The organism is Streptomyces sp. NPDC020299 (assembly GCF_044387825.1).
In the GTDB taxonomy this organism is placed as follows: Bacteria; Actinomycetota; Actinomycetes; order Streptomycetales; family Streptomycetaceae; genus Streptomyces.
Map to the genome: position 1 here is coordinate 13,803 of NZ_JBIRWL010000032.1, position 21,345 is coordinate 35,147.

The following is a 21,345-nucleotide window of genomic DNA, read 5'->3' on the forward strand; positions in this document are numbered from 1 at the left end:
CGACACGCGCCGCCGTCTGTACCAGGGAACTCGCGGCGGTCACCTGGCGTTGACCAGAGCGGGAGGGTCCACTGGACCCGAGACTTTCCCTGCTGCGCGATTTGGAGGGCGTACCGTGCACCGCCGGCACAACGGGCTCAGGACGGCAGTACTCCTCGGTGGACTGTCCGCACTCATCATCGTCATCGGCAGCTTCTTCGGCCGCATGGGGCTGATCGTCGCGGTCCTCGTCGCCCTCGGCACGAACGCGTACGCGTACTGGAACAGCGACAAGCTGGCGCTACGCGCGATGCGCGCCCGCCCGGTCAGCGAGTTCGAGGCCCCGGCCCTGTACCGCATGGTCCGCGACCTCTCCACCCAGGCCCGCCAGCCCATGCCGCGCCTGTACATCTCCCCGACGGAGGCACCGAACGCCTTCGCCACGGGCCGCAATCCGCGTAACGCCGCCGTGTGCTGCACCGAGGGCATCCTGCGCATGCTCGACGAGCGTGAACTGCGCGGCGTCATCGGCCACGAGCTCAGCCACGTCTACAACCGAGACATCCTCATCTCCTCGGTCGCCGGTGCGCTCGCCTCGGTGATCATGTTCCTGGTCAACTTCGCCTGGCTGATCCCGATCGGCCGCTCCGACGACGACGAGGGCCCCGGCCTGCTCGGCATGCTGCTGATCATGATCCTGGGCCCGCTCGCCGCCTCCCTGATCCAACTGGCCATCAGCCGGTCCAGGGAGTACGAGGCGGACGCCTCCGGCGCCCAGCTCACCGGCGACCCGCTTGCCCTGGCCAGCGCCCTGCGCAAGCTGGAGACCGGCACCCAGCAGCTTCCGCTGCCCCCCGAGCCCCGCATCGAGACCGCGAGCCACATGATGATCGCCAACCCCTTCCGCCCCGGACAGGGACTGTCGAAGATGTTCTCCACGCACCCGCCGATGGCGGACCGCATCGCCCGGCTCGAGAAGATGGCAGGTCGTTACCAGTGAGAACCACCCTGAACGTCATCTGGCTGATCCTGAGCGGCTTCTGGCTGTTCCTCGGCTACCTGCTGGCAGGCGTGCTGCTCTGCATCACGATCATCGGAATTCCGTTCGGGATCGTTCTTCTGCGTTCAGCATCACGCTCGGGTCGACCCGCCCTTCGATGACCATCGAGGGCAGTAGCTGGATCTCCGGGAGAGGGACCTGATCCACGTCCGTGAGCGCAGCGTTCACGCGGCTCCAGGTCCCGTCGGAGATCCAGGCGTTGAAGTGCTTCGAAGCTTGGATGGTGGCGCCGGTTTCCTTGATCACGTTGGGCCATGACTTGCCGGTGCGAGCCTTGTAGAAGATGGCGTCCACGGATCGGCGGACGGTGCCCCTGCGCCCTTTCGGGAGGAGGGGAGCGACCTTCGCCCACTCCTCGTCTGAGAGCGCGACAGCGGGGATGCCGACGCCGGTCGTGGCGTACCAGGCCCGCACGGTACAGGGGACGCCGCCGCGTCGGTCGTCGGGAACCGGACCGGTGATGGTGATCTTCAGTTCCAGCATGGACAGGATGGCCGCTTGCTGGTCAGGGGCCATGTCCGGGAACGACTTCTGCGTCATGTCCGCCAGCGCGATGAGATCACGAGCGCGCTGATCGGACTCTTCCATCTCGGCCAGCCATTCGGCCGCTTCGTCGCGCAGGTTCTGAAGCTGTTGAAGTTCGCCGTTCAGGACTGCTGTGGCCGCCTCGATGGCATCCGCAGACTTGCTCTGTTTGGCTGCTGCGACGATGACGGCCGCAATCGAGGCGTTCATGCCCTCGATCTGCTGGTCGAGGTCGGCGATCCGGTCGGCCAGGGCCACGGTGTCCCCTGCCGCCATCCCGATCCACTCGGCAGCCAGCTCTTGGAGCTTCTCGCTGTCGCTCGCAATCTCGGTGACGTGCTTCCAGACGTGCTCTTCAAGGGCGTCCGCGTCGATGCGAGAACAGCCGCAAGACTGCTGGCTGATGTCCTTGGGGGCGTTGCCAGTGCACCGGTAAAACCGGGCTACTTCCCGATCCGTCGCATAGCCGAACCCCGAGTGAGTCTTGCCGCAGAGGCTGACGATCCGACCGCTGAGTGGGTAGATCCACCGCTGGCCGTTGCTGAGCTTCGCTGTCTCGGCGACCTTACGCCGTAGCTCAGCGCACTGCTCTTCGGTCAGGATTCGAGGCAATTCGATCTTGACGGAGTCGCCCCAGACCGGGTCGCCGTCTTCGTCCCTCTTGGCATGCTTCCCACGGAAGACGAGCACGGCGTCGAGTACGGGCGCTGACATGATGCGGTCTCGGAGATTGTCCCGCGTCCATGTCCTGCCAGAGCGTGCCGTGATCCCTTCGCTGACCAGGCGAATGGTGGCCTTGCGGAGGTTGAGCCCCTCGCCGACCACCAGGTCGTACACGCGCTTGATGACCTTCGCCTCGTCCTCATCGATCACCAGGTACGAACCGGGCGTCCCCTTGTTGGCGATGCGGTAGCCATAAGGGGCACGCCCACCGATATGCGCGGCCGGCGTCAGCTCTGCCTTCTCCTGCAAGCCGCCCTGGGTACGGTCGCGGATCGTCTCCCATTCGGTCTCGGCGTAGTCAGCATCACGGCGCATCTTCTTGCGCCCCTCGGTGGTGGTGTTGTCGTAGTCGTCGGCGACGACCGCGACGAAGACACCGATGTCTTCGAGAGCCCAGACCCAGCGCCAGAAGGCCCGGCCCTTGCGGCCGATCACACGACCGTCCGGCACGACCACGATGTCGAAGGGACGCGGAGTCTGCTGGGCGTCGTCCATGAGCCGCTTCAGGTCACCGCGGTCAGCAGCTTCCAGGGAACCCGAGACTCCCTCGTCCTTGTAGGTGCCGACATGCGTCCACTGCTTGAGCGCGATGTGCCGAGTTGTCTTGCGGCTTTGCCTGGCTACGCCGTAGCCCTTTTTCTGCTCCTCAGTCGATACGCGTAGGTAGTCGACCGCACGCAGGGTGCGTGTACCGGCCCCACGTGCAGCGGTCTCGATGGCTGAAGACAGGGGTGTGCTTACATTGGACACGTCGACTCCCAATCAGTCGGCCAGCCCCGGGGCGGTGCCAGCCGCTGCCGGGGCGTTTGTCTGAACGCCCAAGGTAGCCCGAATATCTGACGCACCGTCGGTTTTCCGGAGTTCCGTCGCCGACGTCCCCGTGGCCCGAACAAGGACGGCCTGGCCGCGCTGCCATTTTGCCTGCTTGAACCCTCCCAGACAGCGGTGCAGGCCGGTCGAGCGCACCAAGCAGATAGGCGGCCTGGGCACCGTAACTGAGCGTCAGATGTTGGAGGGTTGGCTGAACTGGCACCGGGAAACGTTGCTGGCCAAGTGCGCCGGGCCTGAGCCGGCCCAATTAGCGCGGACGACCGTAGAGCCGTCGGACCTCACCCTCCTTGGCTTGGTGCGGCACATGGCGGAGGTAGAGCGATGGTGGTTCCGGCGAAGCTTCGCCGGTGAGGCTATCGGCGATGTCTTCACCGGCCCGTCAGACGGCAATGAGGGACTCGACGGTGTTCACCCAGCCGATGCGGAGAGAGACTTCGGATTGTTCCAGATCGAGGTCAAAGCGTGCGACGTGGCGACTGCCGGGCACGACCTCGACGAGACCTTCGTGTCCTCTCGCGGAGTTACCCTCAGCCTGCGCTGGGTCTACGTGTTGATGATCCAGGAGTACGCCCGCCACAACGGCCACGCCGACTTCCTGCGGGAGCGGACCGACGGGGCAACGGGTGACTGAGCTTCTTTCTCGGACCGGAGCCCCCTCCATGCCTTGGAGGGGGCTCCGACGGTCGCTGTCTTGTCCTGGAGAACCTGACCGCAGGATGCGGGAGCGTGGTCAGCGGCCACCGAAGGCTTGGTCTGTGGGGACGACCTCCCGCCCCAGAGGCATGAGTGAGATGGGGATGAGCTTCAGGTTCGCCCAACCAAAGGGGATCCCGATGATCGACAGGAACAGAGGGATGCTCGTAATGAGGTGAGCCAGCGCCAGCCACCATCCCGCGAAGATCACCCAGATCACATTGCCGATGAAGGAGCCCGCGCCGGCGTCACGCCGGTCCACGGTGGTGCGGCCGAACGGCCACAGGACGAAGCCGGCGATGCGCAGCGACGCGATGCCGAACGGGATGGTGATGATCAAGACGAAGCAGATCACCGCAGCGATGAGGTAGCCGAGCGCCATCCAGAAGCCGCAGAAGACGAGCCAAAGGATGTTGAGCAGCAGGTTGAACACCTTCATGATCGGTACCTCTCCAGGTCGGTCCGTCGGCATGCCTGCTGTCACCAGTATCAGCCGATCACGCGCTCAGGCGGAACCGGAGAGCGCTTGTAGCGTGATCGGGAACGTCCTGAGACGATCCCGTTCGGCATCGCGGCGTTCCGTATCGGCGTCTACGCCCTGTGGCCCTTCGGGTACACCACCGTCGAGCGCCGCGACGCGGGCGCCGCGTCCTGCGTCGGCAACGTGCTGTGGCTGATCCTCGCCGGCTGGTGGCTCGCCATCGCCCATATCGTCACGGGGATCGCCCTGTGCGTCACGATCATCGGCATCCCGTTCGGCATCGCCAACTTCAAGCTGATCCCGATCTCCCTGTTCCCGCTGGGCCGGGAGATCGTGCCGTCGGACGAGCCGTTCGCGACGCGCTGACGGCCGTCCTCCTCGCCTGACCGCCCTTCAGGCCCGCTCCCCTCGCGCCGGGTTGTCCACAACCGGCTCGTTGTCCACAGGCCCGCCCGGTTGTCAGTGGCGACCCGCATCATGGGTACCGAGTCCCACCCACCGCCCTACCGCGTAGGCCGCCGCTCCCACGGCCAGCACGCTCGCCCCCACGAAGACCGAGACCGCCGGCAGGGCGAACGCCAGCGTCACGCACCCCAGCAGCCCCACCGTCGGCACCACACGTGCCGACGGAGCGGGGCTCAAGGTCCAGGCCGAGGCGTTGGCGATCGCGTAATAGGCCAGCACACCGAAGGAGGAGAAGCCGATGGCACCCCGTACGTCCACCGTCGCCGCCACCGCGGCGACGACCGCACCCACCGCCAGCTCCGCGCGGTGCGGGACCTGGAAACGCGGATGCACGGCGGCCAGCGCCCCGGGCAGACGGCGGTCGCGGGCCATGGCCAGCGTGGTCCGCGACACCCCCAGGATCAGCGCGAGCAGCGACCCCAGCGCGGCCACCGCGGCCCCCACCCGCACCACGGGCACCAGTCCCGGCACCCCGGCCGCCCGCACCGCGTCCGCCAGCGGCGCCTCCGCGAGCCCGAGACGGCCCGCGCCGAGCACGGACAGAACGGCCACGGCCACGCACACGTACACGGCCAGCGCGATACCCAGGGCGAGCGGGATCGCGCGGGGAATGGTGCGCGCCGGATCCCGCACCTCCTCACCGAGGGTCGCGATCCGCGCGTACCCGGCGAACGCGAAGAAGAGCAGCCCGGCCGCCTGAAGCATCCCGCCCCCGCCCGAGGACAGCCCGATGCCCAGCCGCCCGGCATCGGACCGCCCGGAGGCCAGGCACACGACCACCACGGAAGCGAGGACCGCCAGCACCACGGCCACGATCACCCGCGTCAGCCAGGCGGACTTCTGGATGCCGCCGTAGTTCACCGCGGTCAGCGCCACCACGGCCGCGACCGCCACCACGTGCGCATGTCCCGGCCAGACATACGCTCCGACGGTGAGCGCCATCGCCGCACAGGAGGCCGTCTTCCCGACGACGAAGGCCCAGCCCGCGAGGTAGCCCCAGAACACCCCGAGGCGCTCCCGCCCGTACACGTACGTGCCGCCCGAGGCCGGATACAGGGCGGCGAGCCGTGCCGACGAGGTGGCGTTGCAGTAGGCCACCACGGCGGCGACGCCCAGCCCGGGCAGCAGCCCGGACCCGGCCGCGCGGGCGGCGGGCCCCAGGGCGGAGAACACCCCGGCGCCGACCATCGAGCCGAGCCCGACGACCACGGCGTCCCGCACTCCCAGGGTGCGCCGCAGCTCTGAACCGGAGGGTGTCATGCGCTGGACCCTACTGATCGATGCAACCGCCCGGTGTGCCCGCGGCGTCCTGTGCAGCAACACGGCACGAACACGCGCACGACGGACAGACGGTCCTCACCGAATTCTCAAGGGCCGGACAGTGCGGGCACAGCACGGAAGGGCAGGTTCAGGGCATGAGCATCATCGGTTGGATCATCCTGGGACTTCTGGCCGGAGCCATCGCCAAGGTCCTGCTGCCGGGCCGTGACCCGGGCGGCTTCATCGGCACGACCCTCATCGGCATCGCGGGTGCGTTCATCGGCGGCTGGATCTCGGCCCGCTGGCTGGACCACCCGGTCTCCAAGCACTTCTACGACGGCGCCACCTGGGCCGCCGCGATCGGCGGCTCGCTCGTCCTGCTGATCGTCTACCGCCTCCTGTTCGGCAACTCGCGCGACTGACCGTCGGCTGGGACGCGACGGAAGGGCGGTACGACGGAAGGGCGGTACGACGGAAGGGCGGACACCACCGGGTGCCCGCCCTTCCGCGCAGTGGAGTGCCCTCCTACCGGTAGTTCACGAACTGCAGCGCGAAGTCGAAGTCCTGGCCCTTCAGGAGGGCGATCACGGCCTGCAGGTCGTCGCGGCTCTTGGAGCTGACGCGCAGCTCGTCGCCCTGCACCTGCGCCTTGGTGCCCTTGGGGCCCTCATCGCGGATGATCTTCGCCACCTTCTTGGCGTTCTCCTGGGAGATGCCCTCCTGGATGGACGCGAAGATCTTGTACTCCTTGCCGGAGAGCTGGGGCTCGCCCGCGTCCAGCGCCTTCAGCGAGATGCCGCGCTTGATCAGCTTGGACTGGAAGACGTCGAGGACCGCCTTGACCCGCTCCTCGGAGTTCGCCTCCAGCAGGATCTTCTCGCCGGACCACGAGATCGAGGCACCCACGCCCTTGAAGTCGTAGCGCTGGGAGATTTCCTTGGCGGCCTGGTTGAGGGCGTTGTCGACCTCCTGCCGCTCGACCTTCGAGACGATGTCGAAACTGGAGTCGGCCATGTCCTGTGGCTCCTTGTATCGGGGTGCGTATCGGGTGCGTATCGGGTGCGTATGGGTGCGTGTCGGCGTGCGCGGCGGTCGCCGCCGACCCCGGCACGAGGGCCGGACCGCATCCGCACCAGCCTAGCCACCCCGCGTCTGTGAGGGGCCGATCAACAGAGTGGCGAAGCACCCCTACCCATCGGGTATTGTTTACGTCGTTGCCAGGGAGCATCGCCGAAAAGCGGTACGACCGGCTTCAACCCCCGGCGGTGTGCCCGAGCGGCCAAAGGGAGCAGACTGTAAATCTGCCGGCTCAGCCTTCCCAGGTTCGAATCCTGGCGCCGCCACACTGGGGAAGACCCCCGTCCGATCTGCGGAGACGCAGGCCAGACGGGGGTCTTTTGCGTGGGTCTCGCGTGCCGGGCTCACTGATCTCCGATCATGGAGTGACGTCCGTCACCTCGTCGATCACGGCGTTGTCAGTGCCCCGGGGCACACTGGCTGCATGTCCTCCGCGTCCTCCCGGTCCGGCCTGTCCGCCCGTCGCAGAACCTGCCCGGTGTGCCGTCGTGAAATCGCCGTCGTCGCCGGGCGGTTCGCGCGGCACGATCCGCCAGGGGTGCGGCGCGGTGGTGAGCTCGTCTCGTGTGCCGGGTCACGGCGGCAGGCGGAACTGGGGGCCGTACAGCCGTCGTTGGACGGGTATGCGCTGCCGGACTTCCCCGGGCAGCTGCCCCTGTTCTGACCGCCCGCCGCCGCCCGGTGACGGGCGGACGGGCCGGACCGCCCGGCCGTCGGCCTCAGTGCGACGGCCCCGCCGTCGACGGCAGCGCCCGGGGCCCGGCCGTCAACCTCAGTTGCCCGCCACCGACTTCACGGCCACCGTCATCGGAGTCGACCCGCCGATCAGCTCCAGCGTCAGGCCCGCCGTCGCCGGTGTGTCCACCAGTTCCGCCAGGACGGCCGCCACGTCCTCGCGCGGGACCGAGCCGCGGCCGGTGTGCGCCTCCAGGCGGACCAGGCCGGTGCCGGGGTCGTTCGTCAGCGAGCCGGGGCGCAGGATCGTCCAGTCCAGGGCGTCCAGACCACGGACGTAGGCGTCGGCCTCGCCCTTGGCGCGCAGGTACACGTCGAAGATCTCGTCACCCTGGTGCGCCGGATCCGCGCCCATGGACGAGACGACCAGGAAACGGCGTACCCGCGCCCGGACGGCGGCGTCCGCGAACAGCGTGGCCGCGCCCTTGTCCACCGTGTCCTTGCGGGCCGCACCGCTGCCCGGGCCGGCGCCCGCCGCGAAGACCGCCGCGTCGGCGCCCTGAAGGTGCGCCGCGACCTCCTCCACCGAGGCCGACTCCAGGTCGAGCAGAACCGGTTCGGCGCCCACCTCCCGCAGATCGTCGCCCTGTTCCGGCTTGCGGATGATGCCCGCCACCTCGTCTCCGCGCCCGGCGAGCAGCCGCTCCAACCGCAGCGCGATCTGACCATGACCACCAGCGATGACAATGCGCATGTTTCCGACCGTACGCCCGAAGGGCCGCATCCGCCGCACGACTTCGGCCCTGTCCCACCCGTCCGGGTCACAGCGGTCAGGACAGTTCGCCCCGGCCCTGCCGCGGCAGCCCCAGCTCCGCCGCCACGGCCGAGTTGCAGTACTCGCGCACCGCGCTGGTGCGCGCCACCACGCGTCCCCGGTGCACCACGATCCGGCTGTACGCCAGGGACAGCGCTCCGGCGAGGTGGTCACCGCGCACGGCGAGGAGTTCGGCGGGGAACCCGGCCTCGACACGCACCTCGGGCAGACCGAGTACGGCGCGGGCGGAGGTACTGACCGCGTCGTAGGCGTCCGCGGGGCGCAGACCGTGACGGGAGGCCAGCAGGTAGGCCGCCTCCAGGGGGTCGCCGCGTCCCACCGGGTTCGACACGTCCCGCAGCGCGCCGCTGCCGGCCGCGACCCGCACCCCGGCGGCGCGCAGCAGCCGTACCGGAGCCGTGTCCCGCCCCTCGGCGTGCCCGCAGCCGCCCTGGGGCAGGCACACCACCGTCACGCCGGCCGCCGCGAGCCGGTCCGCGATGCCTGAGACCGCCTCGGCGGGCAGCCGGGCCAGACCGGCGCACGGGCCGAGCGTCACACCGGGGCGCAGGCCGCCCGCCATCGCCGCGAGCCGGGCCAGGCGGGCCGGGTCGGCGGCGTCCGTGTGCAGGTCCACCGGGCTGCCGTGCTCGGAGGCGATCTCCAGCACCGCCTCCACATAGCCCGTCGGATCCGGATCCAGATCCGGACAGCCGCCCACCACGGAAGCGCCCATCTTGACCGCGTCCCGCAGTATCGCCAGCCCGTCCGCCCCCGCCATCCCGGTCAGCACGCGCGGCACCGCCACCGCCGTCAGCTCCGCCAGCCCGTGCAGCGAGCGCCGTGCCCGCAGCACGGCGGCCAGCGCGCCCAGCCCCTGGACGTCGCCCACCCGCACGTGCGCCCGCAACGCCGTCGCCCCGTGGCCCAGCTGGAGCAGGGCGGCCTCCGTGGCCCGGCGCTGGACGTCGTCGGGGTCGTACGAGACCGGGCCGCCGTCCTCGGCGGACAGCGCCGTGTCGCCGTGGGCGTGCGGCTCGGCGGGGGCCGGGAGCAGGAGATACCCGCCGAGGTCCACGCGCGTGCCGCCGGCCCGGGGCGGTCCCGACGCCAGGCTGCCGGCCGTGCCGACCGCCTCGATGCGCCCGCCGCCCAGCCGTACGTCCACGGCCCGGCCGTCGGTCAGGCGCGCCCCGCACAGCAGGAGGGGCGCCGCGTCGGGCTGTCCCGACGACGAGGAAGGCGGCTGCGGTCGGCTCTCGGGCATCGCGCTCCAGGGACTCGGGGCTGCGTGAAGGGGCGCATGATCGGGGGCATGATCACGCAGAGTGAGTCGAGCCTAGGGTGGCGGGCCGCGCCTGGCGGGGAGGAGCGCAATAGTCGTACCGGCGTGGTCCGTCGCTCGGAGTGCTGGTCGGGGGCATGCGGAGGGTGCGCGGGAGGGGCGTACGAGGCCGGAGAGAGCCCTGCTGGACGGGGCGGGGTGGGCCGTCCGGAATGGATTTGGGTGAACGGCCGCCGAGCGTGTAATGTCTTCATCGCTCGCCCCAATAGCTCAGTCGGCAGAGCGTCTCCATGGTAAGGAGAAGGTCTACGGTTCGATTCCGTATTGGGGCTCTGGTGTGAGAGGTTCCCGCCGCGAGGCGGGTTCCGATCTCATCAAAGCGGTGTAGCTCAGTCGGTAGAGCAAGCGGCTCATAATCGCTGTGTCACCGGTTCAAGTCCGGTCACCGCTACTGACAGTAGCCGATTGTGGGGTCGGTCCTTCGATCGGCTACTCTTTCTTGCGTTAAATCATCCCATCCGTTCGTCAAGGAGCACTCACGTGGCTGCCACCGACGTCCGCCCGAAGATCACGCTGGCCTGCGTGGAGTGCAAGGAGCGGAACTACATCACCAAGAAGAACCGGCGTAACAACCCGGACCGTCTTGAGATGAAGAAGCACTGCCCGCGTTGCAACGCGCACACCGCGCACCGCGAAACGCGATAAATCAGGCTCGTACGCGAGGCCGTCCCCGGATGACCGGGGGCGGCCTCGCGTCGTTGAGCGACTAGTACCGGTCAGTAGAGCAAGCAGGAGGTGCCGAGCCCATGGCGCTCGACCAGTCCTTCGTGGGGCGGACCTACCCGCCCACCGAGCCCTATGAGGTGGGCCGGGAGAAGATCCGCGAGTTCGCCGAGGCGGTGGGGGACACCAACCCGGCGTACACGGACGCGGAGGCCGCCAAGGCGCTCGGCCACCCCGATGTGATCGCCCCGCCGACCTTCGTCTTCGCCATCACCTTCAAGGCCGCGGGACAGGTCATCGAGGACCCTCAGCTCGGCCTCGACTACAGCCGTGTGGTGCACGGCGACCAGAAGTTCGCCTACACCCGCCCGGTGCGCGCCGGTGACCGGCTCTCGGTCACCTCGACCATCGAGGGGATCAAGTCCCTCGCGGGCAACGACATCCTGGACGTCCGCGGCGAGGTTCACGACGAGGCGGGCGAGCACGTCGTGACCGCCTGGACCAAGCTCGTGGCGCGTGCCGCGGACGAGAAGGCGTGAGGAAGCGATGACGGCGAAGATCGCGTACGACGACATCGAGGTCGGCACCGAACTGCCGGCGCAGACCTTCTCTGTGAACCGCGCCACCCTCGTGCGGTACGCGGGTGCCTCCGGGGACTTCAACCCGATCCACTGGAACGAGAAGTTCGCCAAGGAGGTGGGCCTGCCGGACGTCATCGCGCACGGCATGTTCACCATGGCCGAGGCGATCCGCGTGGTCACCGACTGGGCCGGCGACCCGGGCGCGGTCGTCGAGTACGGCGTCCGCTTCACCAAGCCCGTCGTCGTCCCCAACGACGACCAGGGCGCCACGATCGAGGTCAGCGCCAAGGTCGCGGCCAAGCTCGACGACAACACCGTCCGCGTGGACCTCACGGCGATGAGCGCCGGGCAGAAGGTACTGGGGATGTCCCGGGCGGTCGTACGACTCGCCTGACCGGGAGAAGGACAGAGGGACAGAGGGACAGAAGGGCAGAAGGGCAGAAGTAAGGGGCGCCTGCCCTTGCGAGCGCCCCTTACTTCTGCCCTTCTGCCGTACTTCGCCCGCCGGATGCCCCGCCCCTCCCGAACAGCGCCCCGACGACCTGCACCCCGGCCGCCGTCAGCAGGGTGCCCGGCAACGACCGGCCGATCATCGGGCCCGCCACCGCCGCGCCCAGCGCGAAGCCGGTGATCTTCAGGCTGGCGCCGGTGGTGAAGACCTGGCTGCGCAACCGCTCCGGCGCCTCCCGGTGCCGCACCGCGAACAGAGCCGTGAGCTGCGGCCCCTGCCCGGCCCCGGCGAGTACGACCGCGGCGGCCAGCAGCGCCGGGCGGCCGGTTGCGGCCAGGGCGAGGGCGACGGCCTGTAACAGCGCGCCGGTACGGACCACGCGGTCCGGGGTGAGCCCGCGGGGGCCGGGGAGGCGGGCGAGGGCGGCGTTCGCGGCAAGGGACACGACGGCGACACCACAGAGCAGCAGCGCGCCGCGCTCCGCTCCGCCGAGGGACCGCGCCCCCAGTACCGGCGTGCAGGTGAGAAGCATGCCCTGCGCCGCGCAGGAAGCGACCGACGTCAGGGTGGCCCGGGCCAGGGACGGGCTGCGGCCGACGCACCGCACACCGGCCACGAGGTCGCCCACCACCGTGCCCGCGCGCCGCCCGCTCGGCCGGCCAGCGGTGCCCGCGCGCCGCCCGAGCGCCGCCGGCCCCGGCCCAGTCCCCGGCCGCCCGGGCAGCGTCCACGCGACGGGCAGCGACGCCCCGATGAGCGTCACCGACAGCATGACCGCGGCGGGCGCCCCCAGCAGCCCCGCCGCGAGGCCGGCCAGGGCGGGGCCGGCCAGGCTCGCGGCGCCGAAGGTCATGGCGTCGAGCGCGGTGGCGCGCGGCAGCCTCTCCGGTGGGACGACGCGGGGCAGTTGGGCGGTCCAGCCGCCCGACAGGGCCGGCCCGAACAGACCGGTACCCACGGCGATCGCGAGCACGAGGGCAAGCGGCAGGCGGCCCAGCGCCGACAGGATCAGCGCCAGCCCGGCCGCGTACAGCGCCAGCGCGGTCGCCAGCAGACGGCCCGGTCGCTCCGCCCGGTCGAGGAACGCCCCGAGCACGGGACCGCCCACCGCTGCCGCGACCGTCACCGCCGCGAGCAGCGAGGACGCCTCGGCAGCCGAGCCCGAGGCCGCGAAGCCGGCCAGCGACAGCGCCGGGCCGGACATCTCGTCGCCGGTGCGGGCGGCCGTCGCCCCGGCCAAGTAGAGCCGTGCGTAAGGCCTTTTCATCGGCGCGACGTTACGCACGTAACTCAAAAAGTCTCAATATGCGTTACGTTCCGGGGATGCCCTCCCGTACCCCCGACTGGTCCACCCGCCACTCCGTGCTCACCAACGCGCGCCGCACCGCCGCCCTGGTCAACGCCCTCACGGTCGGCCCGGACCCGGACCCGGAAGCGGTCGCCGCCGTACTGCGCGAGTACGGCGAGACCGGCCCTCTCCATCTGACCGCCCAGGACGTCGGGCGCATGCGCACGGCCGCCGTGCCGCTCCGCGAGGTCTTCACCGCCGAGGACGTGGACACGGCCGCCGCCACCCTCAACCGCCTCCTCCGGGAGTGCGCGGGGCCGCTGCGCCTCACCTCGCACGGCGGCGGCACGCCCTGGCATCCGCACCTCGACCGCGACGACGACGCCCCCTGGGGCGAGTGGCTCCTCACCTCCTCGTGTCTGGCGCTCGCCGTCCTCGTGTGGGACCAGCAGCGTCCGCCCGGCCGGGTCTGCGCCTCGCCCGCCTGCGGGAATGTCTTCATCACGCAAGGGCAGGGCCCTGCGCGCCGGTACTGCTCCCGGCGCTGCGCGACCCGCGAGAGGGTCGCCGCCCACCGCCGTTCGCAGCCGCGGGCCGGCACCCCTTGACGGAGTTAGTGATTGAGCACTAACTTACTGGCATGGTCAGGATGAGCGCAGAAGAGAGGCGCGAGAGCGTCATCCGTGCGGCGATGAGCGAGTTCGCGCGGGGCGGCTATCACGGGACGTCCACCGAGGCGATCGCCAAGCGGGTCGGTGTCTCGCAGCCGTATCTCTTCCGGCTCTTCCCGGGCAAGAAAGCGATCTTCCTCGCGGCGGCCGAGCGGTGTGTGGAGGACACCATCCGCACCTTCGAGGAGGCGGCCGAGGGGCTGGAGGGCGAAGAGGCCCTGCATGCCATGGCGAACGCGTACGTCAAGGTCATCGCGGAGCGGCCCGAGCGGCTGCAGATGCAGATGCAGATGTACGTCGCGGTCGCGGCCGCCGACGAGGAAGGCGATCACGCCTTCGGGGAGTCCGTGCGGGCCGGCTGGATGCGCCTGTGGGACACCGTGCACCTGCCGCTCGGGGCCGATGTGAACGAGACGACGACCTTCATGGCGTGCGGGATGCTGATCAACTGCCTGGTGGCCATGGGCTTTCCGCCCGGGCATCGGGTGTGGGAGGGGATCTACCCGGACGCGCGGGTCACGGGTCGGCTGGAGAAGTAGCGCGGGCGGCGAAGGGTGATGCCTGCCGCCGTTTGCCCGCAGAAGTTAGTCATCGATAACTAATCAACTGTCACGAGCACTCCCTGGGGGAGAGATGCCACAGCAGAGGTCACAGCAGACGCAACAGCAGAGCACAAGCCGCGGGGGAACCGTCTGGGCCCTCGTCATCACCAGCGTCGCCGGATTCATGGCGTCCCTCGACAATCTCGTCGTCACCACCGCGCTGCCCTCGATCCGCCGGGACCTGGGCGGCGCTCTGGACGACCTGGAATGGACCGTGAGCGCCTACACGCTCACCTTCGCCGTCCTGCTGATGTTCGGCGCGGCGCTCGGCGACCGGTTCGGCCGCCGTCGGCTCTTCCTCGCCGGGCTCACCGTCTTCACCGGCGCCTCCGCGGCCGCCGCCATGGCACCCGGCATCGGTTCGCTCATCGCCGCCCGCGCCGTCCAGGGCGTCGGCGCGGCCGTGATGATGCCGCTGACGCTGACCCTGCTGACCGCGGCCGTGCCCGCCGCCAAGCGCGGGATGGCGTACGGCATCTGGGGCGCGGTCAACGGCCTCGCGGTCGCCTCCGGGCCGCTGATCGGCGGCAGCCTCACCGAACACGTCTCCTGGCACTGGATCTTCTGGCTGAACGTCCCGCTCGGCGTGGCCCTGCTGCCGCTCGCCCGGCTGCGCCTGGCCGAGTCGTACGGCACCGGCGCCCCGCTCGACCTCCCCGGCACGCTGCTCGCCAGCGGCGGGCTCTTCGGGATCGTGTACGGCCTGGTCCGCGGGCCCGCCGACGGCTGGACCGACGCCGTCGTGCTGAGCGCGCTGTTCGCGGGCAGCGCCCTGCTGGCCGGCTTCGTCCTCTACAGCACCCGCGCCAAGAACCCGATGCTGCCCATGCGGCTGTTCCGCTCCCGTGCCTTCGCCGGGATCAACGCGGCCAGCCTGCTGATGTTCGTCGGCATGTTCGGCTCGATCTTCCTGCTCAGCCAGTACATGCAGGGGGTGCTCGGCTACTCGCCCACCGAGGCGGGCTTCCGGATGCTGCCCTGGACCGGGATGCCGATGCTCGTCGCGCCGGTCGCCGGGATCCTCTCCGACCGCGTCGGCGGCCGCCCGGTCGTCGCCACCGGACTGTTCCTCCAGGCCGTCGGGCTCGGCTACCTGGCCCTGGTGGTCTCGGCCGACGTCTCCTACGCCGCGCAGCTGCCCGGTCTGATCATCAGCGGTATCGGCATGGCCCTCTACTTCGCCCCGGCCGCCAACCTGGTGATGTCCAGCGTCCGCCCGCAGGAGCAGGGCATCGCCTCCGGCGCCAACAACGCGCTGCGCGAGGTCGGCGGCGCCCTCGGCATCGCGGTCATGTCCTCGATCTTCTCGGCGCAGGGCGGCTACGCGTCCGCGCAGAACTTCGTCGACGGCCTGAAGCCCGCCCTGGTGACCGGCTCCGGGGTCGTGGCGCTCGCCGGAGCGGCGGCGCTGCTGATCCCGGCGAGGCGACGGGCCGCCACCCCGGCCGCCGGCCCGGCCGAGCCGGCGCCCGCCCCGGTCGTCGAAGCCGCCTCCCACTGACGCCGTGAGCAGCGGTTCGCGACCCCACGCGCGTGAGGCACGAAAACGCCATGACGGCCCGGCTTCCCGCCGGGCCGTCGCCCTGTGCCCCGGCACTGTCGGTGCCGTCTCGTAGTCTTGGGCACGTGCAGGAACTCCACGACGCCCCCCTCGCCCCGCTGACCACGTTCCGGCTGGGCGGTCCCGCGACCCGGCTGGTCACCGCCACCACCGATGCCGAGGTGATCGACGCCGTCCGCGAGGCCGACGCCACCGGCACGCCGCTGCTGGTCATCGGCGGCGGATCGAACCTGGTCATCGGCGACAAGGGGTTCGACGGCACGGCCCTGCGCATCGCCACCACCGGCTTCGAACTGCGCGGTACGACACTGGAGCTGGCGGCCGGCGAGGTGTGGACGGACGCCGTCGCCCGCACCGTGGAGGCCGGGCTCGCGGGCATCGAGTGCCTCGCCGGTATCCCGGGCTCGGCGGGCGCGACACCGATCCAGAACGTCGGCGCGTACGGCCAGGAGGTCTCCTCGACCATCACCGAGGTGATCGCCTACGACCGCCGGTCCCACGAGACGGTCACACTGGCCAACGACGAGTGCGCCTTCTCCTACCGCCACAGCCGCTTCAAGGACGACCCCGCGCGCTACGTGGTGCTGCGCGTCCGCTTCGCCCTGGAGGACGCGGACGGGCTGTCGGCGCCGGTCAAGTACGCCGAGACGGCCCGCGTTCTCGGTGTCGACCCCGGTGACCGGGTGGCGCTCGCCACCGCCCGCAAGACCGTCCTGAAGCTGCGCGCCGGCAAGGGCATGGTCCTGGACCCCGACGACCACGACACCTGGTCGGCAGGCTCGTTCTTCACCAACCCGATCCTCACCGACGCCCAGTTCGACGCCTTCCACGCGCGCGTGCGGCAGCGGCTGGGCGACGGCGTGGAGCCGCCCGCCTACCCGGCGGGGGAGGGCCACACCAAGACCTCGGCGGCCTGGCTGATCGACAAGGCCGGCTTCACCAAGGGCTACGGCACCGGCCCCGCCCGCATCTCCACCAAGCACACCCTCGCCCTCACCAACCGGGGCGGCGCCACCACCGAGGACCTGCTGTCCCTCGCCCGCGAGGTCGTCGACGGAGTCCGCGAGGCCTTCGGCGTCACGCTGGTCAACGAGCCCGTGACGGTGGGCGTCAGCCTGTAGGCGGCCCTGGGTGGCCTACCAAGGGGCTGTACCGGCCGGCCCCTAGTACGCCACCCCGACCCCCTGCTTCACCGTCCCCGGATCGTCGATCATCGCCAGCATCGCGTGGGCCACGTCCGCCCGCGCGATGAAGCGCCCCTTGGGCGGGAAGCCGCCGACGACCGTCCGGTACGAGCCGGTGAGGGGCTTGTCCTGCAACCGCGGGGGCCGTACGGACGTCCAGTCCGTGCCGCTGCGGGCCAGCTCGTCCTCCATCTCCCGCAGGTCCGCGTAGACGTCCTTGAGCAGCGCCGAGACGATCCCCCGCATACCGCGGTCGAGGAAGCCGTCCCCCTCCGGCTCCGGGCCGACCGGCCCCGCGCTGACCACGAGCACCCGCCGCACCCCCTCGGCCTCCATGGCCCGCAGGACCGTACGGGTCAGCCGGGCCGCGACCCCGGCGTCCTTGCGGCTGCGGGCACCCAGACCGGACAGGACCGCGTCCCGGCCGGCGACCGCGGGGCGCACCGATTCCGGGTCGGCGAGGTCCGCGCGGAACACCTCCAGGCCCGCACCGGCCACGTTCAGCCGGGCCGGGTCGCGTACCACGGCCGTGACCCGATGGCCCGCGGCGAGCGCCTGCCGGACGATTTCCTGGCCGATTCCTCCGGTGGCACCGAAGACGGTGAGGTTCATGACCCACTCCTCCGTTGGTGGGTGAGTATTCACTCACCCGCTTGCCCTCTAGAGTGAGTAAGTACTCACCCACTCGTCAAGAATCCTTGGAGGGACCATGCGATCCTTGGGCGCCATGCAGCAGAAACCGGCCCGCGCCCGCATCCTCGACGCCGCCCACGAGCTCATGCTCACCGTCGGGCTGGCCCGCGCCACGACCAAGGAGATCGCCAGGGCGGCAGACTGCTCCGAGGCAGCCCTCTACAAGCACTTCACCGGCAAGGAGGAGCTGTTCATAGAAGTCCTGCGCGAACGGCTCCCGCGACTCACCCCGCTGCTGCACGCCCTCACCGCCGAGCCGGGCCGGCACACCCTGGAGGAGAACCTCACCGAGATCGCCCGGCAGGCGGCCCTGTTCTACGAGCAGAGCTTCCCGATCGCGGCCTCCCTCTACGCCGAGACCCAGCTCAAGAAGCGCCACGACGACGCGATGCGGCAGATGGGCTCGGGCCCGCACCTGCCCATCGAGGGCCTCGACGCCTACCTCCGCGCCGAACAGACCGCCGGCCGGGTCCACCCCGGCGCGGACACCTTCGCCGCCGCCTCCCTCCTCCTGGGCGCCTGCGCCCAACGGGCCTTCGCCTACGACGCCACGAGCGACGGTGAGCCGCCCCCCGTGGACGACTTCGCCCGACGCCTTGCCCGCACGCTGCTGACCGGGATCGCCGTATGCGGCTGAGACTGCGCCAGTTCCGGCCGAGGACCGGCCCGCACGAGCACCGGGTCGTCCAGCCCTGGCAGACCCTGCGCCACACCTCCCTGAGCGCGCCCGAGCCGATAGGCCTGCTGCTGGGCGACCACGACGGCCTGAACCGGCTCGCGGGCCTGTTCTCCTTCGCCGCCTACTCCCGCCACACGATCGTCCACCTGCCCTTACGCGACGGAGTCCCGCCCGACGAGGGCTGGGGCGAGCCGGTCGACCTCGTCCTCGCCCACCACACCCTCGGCCTGCGCCCCAGCCAGTGGCCCGAACTGCGCCAGAAGCTGCGCCACGGCACCCCGCTGACCGTCCGCACCGACGAGGCCCGCACCGCCCGGGACGCCGCGGCCTGGCGCGAGCGCTGGGAGCGGGCGGACTTCCGTGACGAACTGCGGCACGCCACGCACGCCCGCACGTTCTTCCTCTTCGGCAGCCGCGACGTCTTCGCCGAGACCGCCGGCTACTTCGCCCACGCGGCGGGCTGGGGCCCGCGCCAGAAGGGCGTGACCAAGGGGTACTCAGCGCTGATGGCGGCGCTCCCGACGCTGGTCCAGCCACCCGGCGGCGGCCACCCCGTCGAGGTCCTGATCTGCTTCAAGCCCTATCCGCCCTACGCCCACTTCAAGCGCCCGGGCCACTGAGCCAGTCGTCCACGCCCGCCAGCAGCCGCGCCTTCACATCCTCCGGCGCCGCCGAACCCCGGACCGACTGCCGGGCCAGCTCCGCCAGTTCGGCGTCCGTGAAACCGTGGTGCAGGCGTGCGAGGTCGTACTGGGCCGCGAGCCGGGAGCCGAAGAGCAGCGGGTCGTCGGCGCCCAGCGCCATCGAGACCCCCGCCTCGAAGAGCGTGCGCAGCGGCACGTCCTCCGGCTTCTCGTACACGCCCAGCGCGACGTTCGACGCCGGGCACACCTCGCAGGTCACACCCCGGTCCGCCAGCCGCTTCAGCACCCGCGGGTCCTCCGCCGCGCGCACCCCGTGGCCGATCCGCGAGGCGTGCAGGTCGTCCAGGCAGTCCCGGACCGAGGCCGGACCGGTCAGCTCGCCGCCGTGCGGGGCCGCGAGCAGGCCGCCGTCCCGGGCGATGGCGAACGCCCGGTCGAAGTCCCGCGCCATGCCCCTCCGCTCGTCGTTCGACAGCCCGAAGCCGACCACACCCCGGTCGGCGTACCGCACCGCCAGCCGGGCCAGGGTGCGCGCGTCCAGGGGGTGCTTCATCCGGTTCGCCGCCACCAGCACCCGCATGCCCAGGCCGGTCTCCCGGGACGTCGTGTCCACCGCGTCCAGGATGATCTCCAGCGCCGGGATCAGACCGCCCAGCCTGGGCGCGTACGACGTCGGGTCCACCTGGATCTCCAGCCAGCCCGAGCCGTCCTTGAGGTCCTCCTCGGCCGCCTCCCGGACCAGCCGCTGGATGTCCTCCGGCTCTCTGAGGCAGGAGCGCGCCGCGTCGTACAGCCGCTGGAAGCGGAACCAGCCCCGCTCGTCGGTGGCCCGAAGCCTCGGTGGCTCCCCGCTGGTGAGGGCTTCGGTCAGCGCGTCAGGCAGGCGCACGCCGTACTTGTCAGCCAGTTCCAGGACGGTTCCCGGCCGCATCGAGCCGGTGAAGTGCAGGTGCAGATGGGCTTTCGGCAGCTCAGAGACATCACGTACACGCTCCATCCATGGATCCTGCCGTACTTCCCTGCCGTCCCGGTAGCGGAATCCCCGAACGTGGTCTTGCTCGCACATGGAGACGAAGAAGCGGGCCGCCTCCCGTCAGGGAAACGGCCCGCCCCAGGCAGTGAATTCGGCGGACGTCAGTCCCGCGCCTCCGCCAGCAGCTTCTGCATCCGGCTCACGCCCTCGACCAGGTCCTCGTCACCGAGCGCGTACGACAGCCGCAGATAGCCGGGGGTGCCGAAGGCCTCGCCCGGGACGACAGCGACCTCGGCCTCCTCCAGGATGAGGGCGGCCAGCTCCACCGTGTTCTGCGGGCGCCTGCCCCGGATCTCCTTGCCGAGCAGTGCCTTCACCGACGGGTACGCGTAGAAGGCGCCCTCGGGCTCCGGGCAGAGCACGCCGTCGATCTCGTTGAGCATCCGCACGATGGTGCGGCGGCGCCGGTCGAAGGCCTCGCGCATCTTCTCGACGGCCGACAGGTCGCCGGAGACGGCGGCCAGGGCCGCGACCTGGGCCACGTTCGAGACGTTCGAGGTGGCGTGCGACTGGAGGTTCGTCGCGGCCTTCACCACGTCCTTCGGGCCGATGACCCAGCCCACGCGCCAGCCCGTCATCGCGTACGTCTTCGCGACGCCGTTGACCACGACGCACTTCTCGCGCAGCTCGGGCAGGAGCGCGGGCAGCGAGGTGAACTTCGCGTCGCCGTAGACCAGGTGCTCGTAGATCTCGTCCGTCAGCACCCACAGGCCGTGCTCCACGGCCCAGCGGCCGATCGCCTCGGCGTCCTCGGCGCTGTAGACCGCGCCGGTCGGGTTCGAGGGGGAGACGAAGAGCACGACCTTCGTCTTCTCCGTGCGGGCGGCCTCCAGCTGCTCCACGCTCACGCGGTAGCCGGTCGTCTCGTCCGCGACGACGTCCACCGGTACGCCGCCGGCCAGCCGGATCGACTCCGGGTAGGTCGTCCAGTACGGCGCCGGGACGATGACCTCGTCGCCCGGGTCGAGGATCGCGGCGAAGGCCTCGTAGATGGCCTGCTTGCCGCCGTTGGTGACCAGGATCTGCGACGGGTCGACCTCGTAGCCGGAGTCGCGCAGCGTCTTCGCGGCGATCGCGGCCTTCAGCTCGGGCAGACCGCCGGCCGGGGTGTAGCGGTGGTACTTGGGGTTCTTGCAGGCCTCGACGGCCGCCTCGACGATGTAGTCCGGGGTCGGGAAGTCGGGTTCACCCGCGCCGAAGCCGATCACCGGACGCCCGGCGGCCTTGAGGGCCTTGGCCTTGGCGTCCACGGCGAGGGTGGCGGACTCGGAGATCGCGCCGACTCGGGCGGAGACCCGGCGCTCGGTGGGAGGGGTTGCAGCGCTCATGGAGCCATCGTTTCAGACCGGAAACGTGCCCGGCACGCG

Annotated in this window: 24 protein-coding genes, 3 tRNA genes and 1 pseudogene; 18 read left to right on the forward strand and 10 right to left on the reverse strand. The window is 70.7% G+C overall.

What is annotated here, in order from left to right; genetic code table 11:
• Positions 1 to 115 precede the first annotated feature (115 nt).
• Positions 116 to 979, forward strand: coding sequence for a zinc metalloprotease HtpX (gene htpX, locus ACH45E_RS43455; RefSeq protein ID WP_361455685.1), 864 nt, complete (start codon positions 116 to 118; stop codon positions 977 to 979).
• Positions 976 to 1,104: pseudogene (locus ACH45E_RS43460) on the forward strand (YccF domain-containing protein); the annotation flags it as partial. The gene htpX and the pseudogene ACH45E_RS43460, both read left to right, overlap by 4 nt.
• On the opposite strand, the gene ACH45E_RS43465 reads toward ACH45E_RS43460, so the two are convergent.
• Positions 1,070 to 3,037: a recombinase family protein gene (locus ACH45E_RS43465; protein WP_361455682.1), complete on the reverse strand. Its 1,968-nt coding sequence runs from the start codon at positions 3,035 to 3,037 to the stop codon at positions 1,070 to 1,072. The pseudogene ACH45E_RS43460 and the gene ACH45E_RS43465 overlap by 35 nt on opposite strands.
• 256 nt (positions 3,038 to 3,293) lie before the next feature.
• On the opposite strand from ACH45E_RS43465, the gene ACH45E_RS43470 reads away from it, so the two are divergent.
• Entirely contained in the window at positions 3,294 to 3,749 is a 456-nt protein-coding gene (locus ACH45E_RS43470) for a DinB family protein (protein ID WP_361455737.1), read from the forward strand.
• A 99-nt stretch (positions 3,750 to 3,848) separates the two neighbouring features.
• Here ACH45E_RS43470 and ACH45E_RS43475 read toward each other — a convergent pair whose 3' ends face one another.
• Entirely contained in the window at positions 3,849 to 4,250 is a 402-nt protein-coding gene (locus ACH45E_RS43475) for a YccF domain-containing protein (RefSeq protein ID WP_361455679.1), read from the reverse strand.
• Positions 4,251 to 4,367: 117 nt separating this feature from the next.
• On the opposite strand from ACH45E_RS43475, the gene ACH45E_RS43480 reads away from it, so the two are divergent.
• The gene (locus ACH45E_RS43480; protein ID WP_399042774.1) at positions 4,368 to 4,658 is read left to right on the forward strand and encodes a YccF domain-containing protein; all 291 of its coding nucleotides are present in this window, start codon (positions 4,368 to 4,370) and stop codon (positions 4,656 to 4,658) included.
• A 93-nt stretch (positions 4,659 to 4,751) separates the two neighbouring features.
• Here ACH45E_RS43480 and ACH45E_RS43485 read toward each other — a convergent pair whose 3' ends face one another.
• The gene (locus tag ACH45E_RS43485) at positions 4,752 to 6,017 is read right to left on the reverse strand and encodes an APC family permease (RefSeq protein WP_361455676.1); all 1,266 of its coding nucleotides are present in this window, start codon (positions 6,015 to 6,017) and stop codon (positions 4,752 to 4,754) included.
• A 155-nt stretch (positions 6,018 to 6,172) separates the two neighbouring features.
• Here ACH45E_RS43485 and ACH45E_RS43490 point away from each other — a divergent pair, with 155 nt between their 5' ends.
• Entirely contained in the window at positions 6,173 to 6,439 is a 267-nt protein-coding gene (locus tag ACH45E_RS43490; protein ID WP_361455673.1) for a GlsB/YeaQ/YmgE family stress response membrane protein, read from the forward strand.
• 103 nt (positions 6,440 to 6,542) lie between these two features.
• On the opposite strand, the gene ACH45E_RS43495 is transcribed toward ACH45E_RS43490, so the two are convergent.
• Complete coding sequence (locus tag ACH45E_RS43495) at positions 6,543 to 7,031, reverse strand: YajQ family cyclic di-GMP-binding protein (protein WP_361455670.1); 489 nt, start codon at positions 7,029 to 7,031, stop codon at positions 6,543 to 6,545.
• 247 nt (positions 7,032 to 7,278) lie between these two features.
• Here ACH45E_RS43495 and ACH45E_RS43500 point away from each other — a divergent pair.
• Together ACH45E_RS43500 and ACH45E_RS43505 are read left to right on the forward strand one after the other, a co-directional pair.
• Positions 7,279 to 7,360: transfer RNA gene (locus ACH45E_RS43500), tRNA-Tyr, on the forward strand.
• Between the two features lie 185 nt (positions 7,361 to 7,545).
• On the forward strand, positions 7,546 to 7,758 hold the full coding sequence (locus tag ACH45E_RS43505) for a hypothetical protein (RefSeq protein WP_361455734.1): 213 nt from the start codon (positions 7,546 to 7,548) through the stop codon (positions 7,756 to 7,758).
• Between the two features lie 108 nt (positions 7,759 to 7,866).
• On the opposite strand, the gene ACH45E_RS43510 is transcribed toward ACH45E_RS43505, so the two are convergent.
• Positions 7,867 to 8,523, reverse strand: coding sequence for an SDR family oxidoreductase (locus ACH45E_RS43510; RefSeq protein ID WP_361455667.1), 657 nt, complete (start codon positions 8,521 to 8,523; stop codon positions 7,867 to 7,869).
• A gap of 76 nt (positions 8,524 to 8,599) precedes the next feature.
• Positions 8,600 to 9,850: an amidohydrolase family protein gene (locus ACH45E_RS43515; protein WP_361455664.1), complete on the reverse strand. Its 1,251-nt coding sequence runs from the start codon at positions 9,848 to 9,850 to the stop codon at positions 8,600 to 8,602.
• 277 nt (positions 9,851 to 10,127) lie between these two features.
• Here ACH45E_RS43515 and ACH45E_RS43520 point away from each other — a divergent pair.
• From ACH45E_RS43520 to ACH45E_RS43540, 5 genes are all read left to right on the forward strand, one after another.
• Positions 10,128 to 10,200: transfer RNA gene (locus ACH45E_RS43520), tRNA-Thr, on the forward strand.
• Between the two features lie 46 nt (positions 10,201 to 10,246).
• Positions 10,247 to 10,319: transfer RNA gene (locus ACH45E_RS43525), tRNA-Met, on the forward strand.
• An 89-nt stretch (positions 10,320 to 10,408) separates the two neighbouring features.
• On the forward strand, positions 10,409 to 10,573 hold the full coding sequence (gene rpmG / locus ACH45E_RS43530) for a 50S ribosomal protein L33 (RefSeq protein WP_003948671.1): 165 nt from the start codon (positions 10,409 to 10,411) through the stop codon (positions 10,571 to 10,573).
• Positions 10,574 to 10,674: 101 nt separating this feature from the next.
• Complete coding sequence (locus ACH45E_RS43535) at positions 10,675 to 11,130, forward strand: MaoC family dehydratase N-terminal domain-containing protein (RefSeq protein ID WP_361455661.1); 456 nt, start codon at positions 10,675 to 10,677, stop codon at positions 11,128 to 11,130.
• Positions 11,131 to 11,137: 7 nt separating this feature from the next.
• Complete coding sequence (locus ACH45E_RS43540; protein WP_361455658.1) at positions 11,138 to 11,566, forward strand: MaoC family dehydratase; 429 nt, start codon at positions 11,138 to 11,140, stop codon at positions 11,564 to 11,566.
• A gap of 79 nt (positions 11,567 to 11,645) precedes the next feature.
• Here ACH45E_RS43540 and ACH45E_RS43545 read toward each other — a convergent pair whose 3' ends face one another.
• Positions 11,646 to 12,890: an MFS transporter gene (locus ACH45E_RS43545; RefSeq protein WP_361455655.1), complete on the reverse strand. Its 1,245-nt coding sequence runs from the start codon at positions 12,888 to 12,890 to the stop codon at positions 11,646 to 11,648.
• A 56-nt stretch (positions 12,891 to 12,946) separates the two neighbouring features.
• Here ACH45E_RS43545 and ACH45E_RS43550 point away from each other — a divergent pair, with 56 nt between their 5' ends.
• From ACH45E_RS43550 to ACH45E_RS43565, 4 genes are all read left to right on the forward strand, one after another.
• The gene (locus tag ACH45E_RS43550) at positions 12,947 to 13,519 is read left to right on the forward strand and encodes a CGNR zinc finger domain-containing protein (RefSeq protein ID WP_361455652.1); all 573 of its coding nucleotides are present in this window, start codon (positions 12,947 to 12,949) and stop codon (positions 13,517 to 13,519) included.
• Positions 13,520 to 13,551: 32 nt separating this feature from the next.
• Positions 13,552 to 14,121: a helix-turn-helix domain-containing protein gene (locus ACH45E_RS43555; protein WP_361455649.1), complete on the forward strand. Its 570-nt coding sequence runs from the start codon at positions 13,552 to 13,554 to the stop codon at positions 14,119 to 14,121.
• A gap of 94 nt (positions 14,122 to 14,215) precedes the next feature.
• A complete protein-coding gene (locus tag ACH45E_RS43560; protein WP_361455646.1) occupies positions 14,216 to 15,685 on the forward strand; it encodes a DHA2 family efflux MFS transporter permease subunit in 1,470 nt (489 codons plus the stop codon).
• 125 nt (positions 15,686 to 15,810) lie between these two features.
• On the forward strand, positions 15,811 to 16,866 hold the full coding sequence (locus ACH45E_RS43565; protein WP_361455643.1) for a UDP-N-acetylmuramate dehydrogenase: 1,056 nt from the start codon (positions 15,811 to 15,813) through the stop codon (positions 16,864 to 16,866).
• A 42-nt stretch (positions 16,867 to 16,908) separates the two neighbouring features.
• On the opposite strand, the gene ACH45E_RS43570 is transcribed toward ACH45E_RS43565, so the two are convergent.
• Entirely contained in the window at positions 16,909 to 17,541 is a 633-nt protein-coding gene (locus ACH45E_RS43570) for an NAD(P)-binding oxidoreductase (protein ID WP_361455640.1), read from the reverse strand.
• A gap of 115 nt (positions 17,542 to 17,656) precedes the next feature.
• On the opposite strand from ACH45E_RS43570, the gene ACH45E_RS43575 reads away from it, so the two are divergent.
• Together ACH45E_RS43575 and ACH45E_RS43580 are read left to right on the forward strand one after the other, a co-directional pair.
• Positions 17,657 to 18,259, forward strand: a complete 603-nt coding sequence (locus ACH45E_RS43575; protein ID WP_361455731.1) for a TetR/AcrR family transcriptional regulator — start codon at positions 17,657 to 17,659, stop codon at positions 18,257 to 18,259.
• Positions 18,250 to 18,921, forward strand: a complete 672-nt coding sequence (locus ACH45E_RS43580; protein ID WP_361455637.1) for a hypothetical protein — start codon at positions 18,250 to 18,252, stop codon at positions 18,919 to 18,921. Before ACH45E_RS43575 ends, ACH45E_RS43580 begins: the two co-directional genes overlap by 10 nt.
• Here ACH45E_RS43580 and ACH45E_RS43585 read toward each other — a convergent pair.
• Together ACH45E_RS43585 and ACH45E_RS43590 are read right to left on the reverse strand one after the other, a co-directional pair.
• Positions 18,902 to 19,942 carry an adenosine deaminase gene (locus ACH45E_RS43585; RefSeq protein WP_361455634.1) on the reverse strand — a complete coding sequence of 347 codons (1,041 nt, stop codon included), beginning with the start codon at positions 19,940 to 19,942 and terminating at the stop codon, positions 18,902 to 18,904. The two genes, ACH45E_RS43580 and ACH45E_RS43585, sit on opposite strands and share 20 nt — an antisense overlap.
• A gap of 137 nt (positions 19,943 to 20,079) precedes the next feature.
• Complete coding sequence (locus ACH45E_RS43590; RefSeq protein ID WP_361455631.1) at positions 20,080 to 21,306, reverse strand: pyridoxal phosphate-dependent aminotransferase; 1,227 nt, start codon at positions 21,304 to 21,306, stop codon at positions 20,080 to 20,082.
• Positions 21,307 to 21,345: the final 39 nt, after the last annotated feature.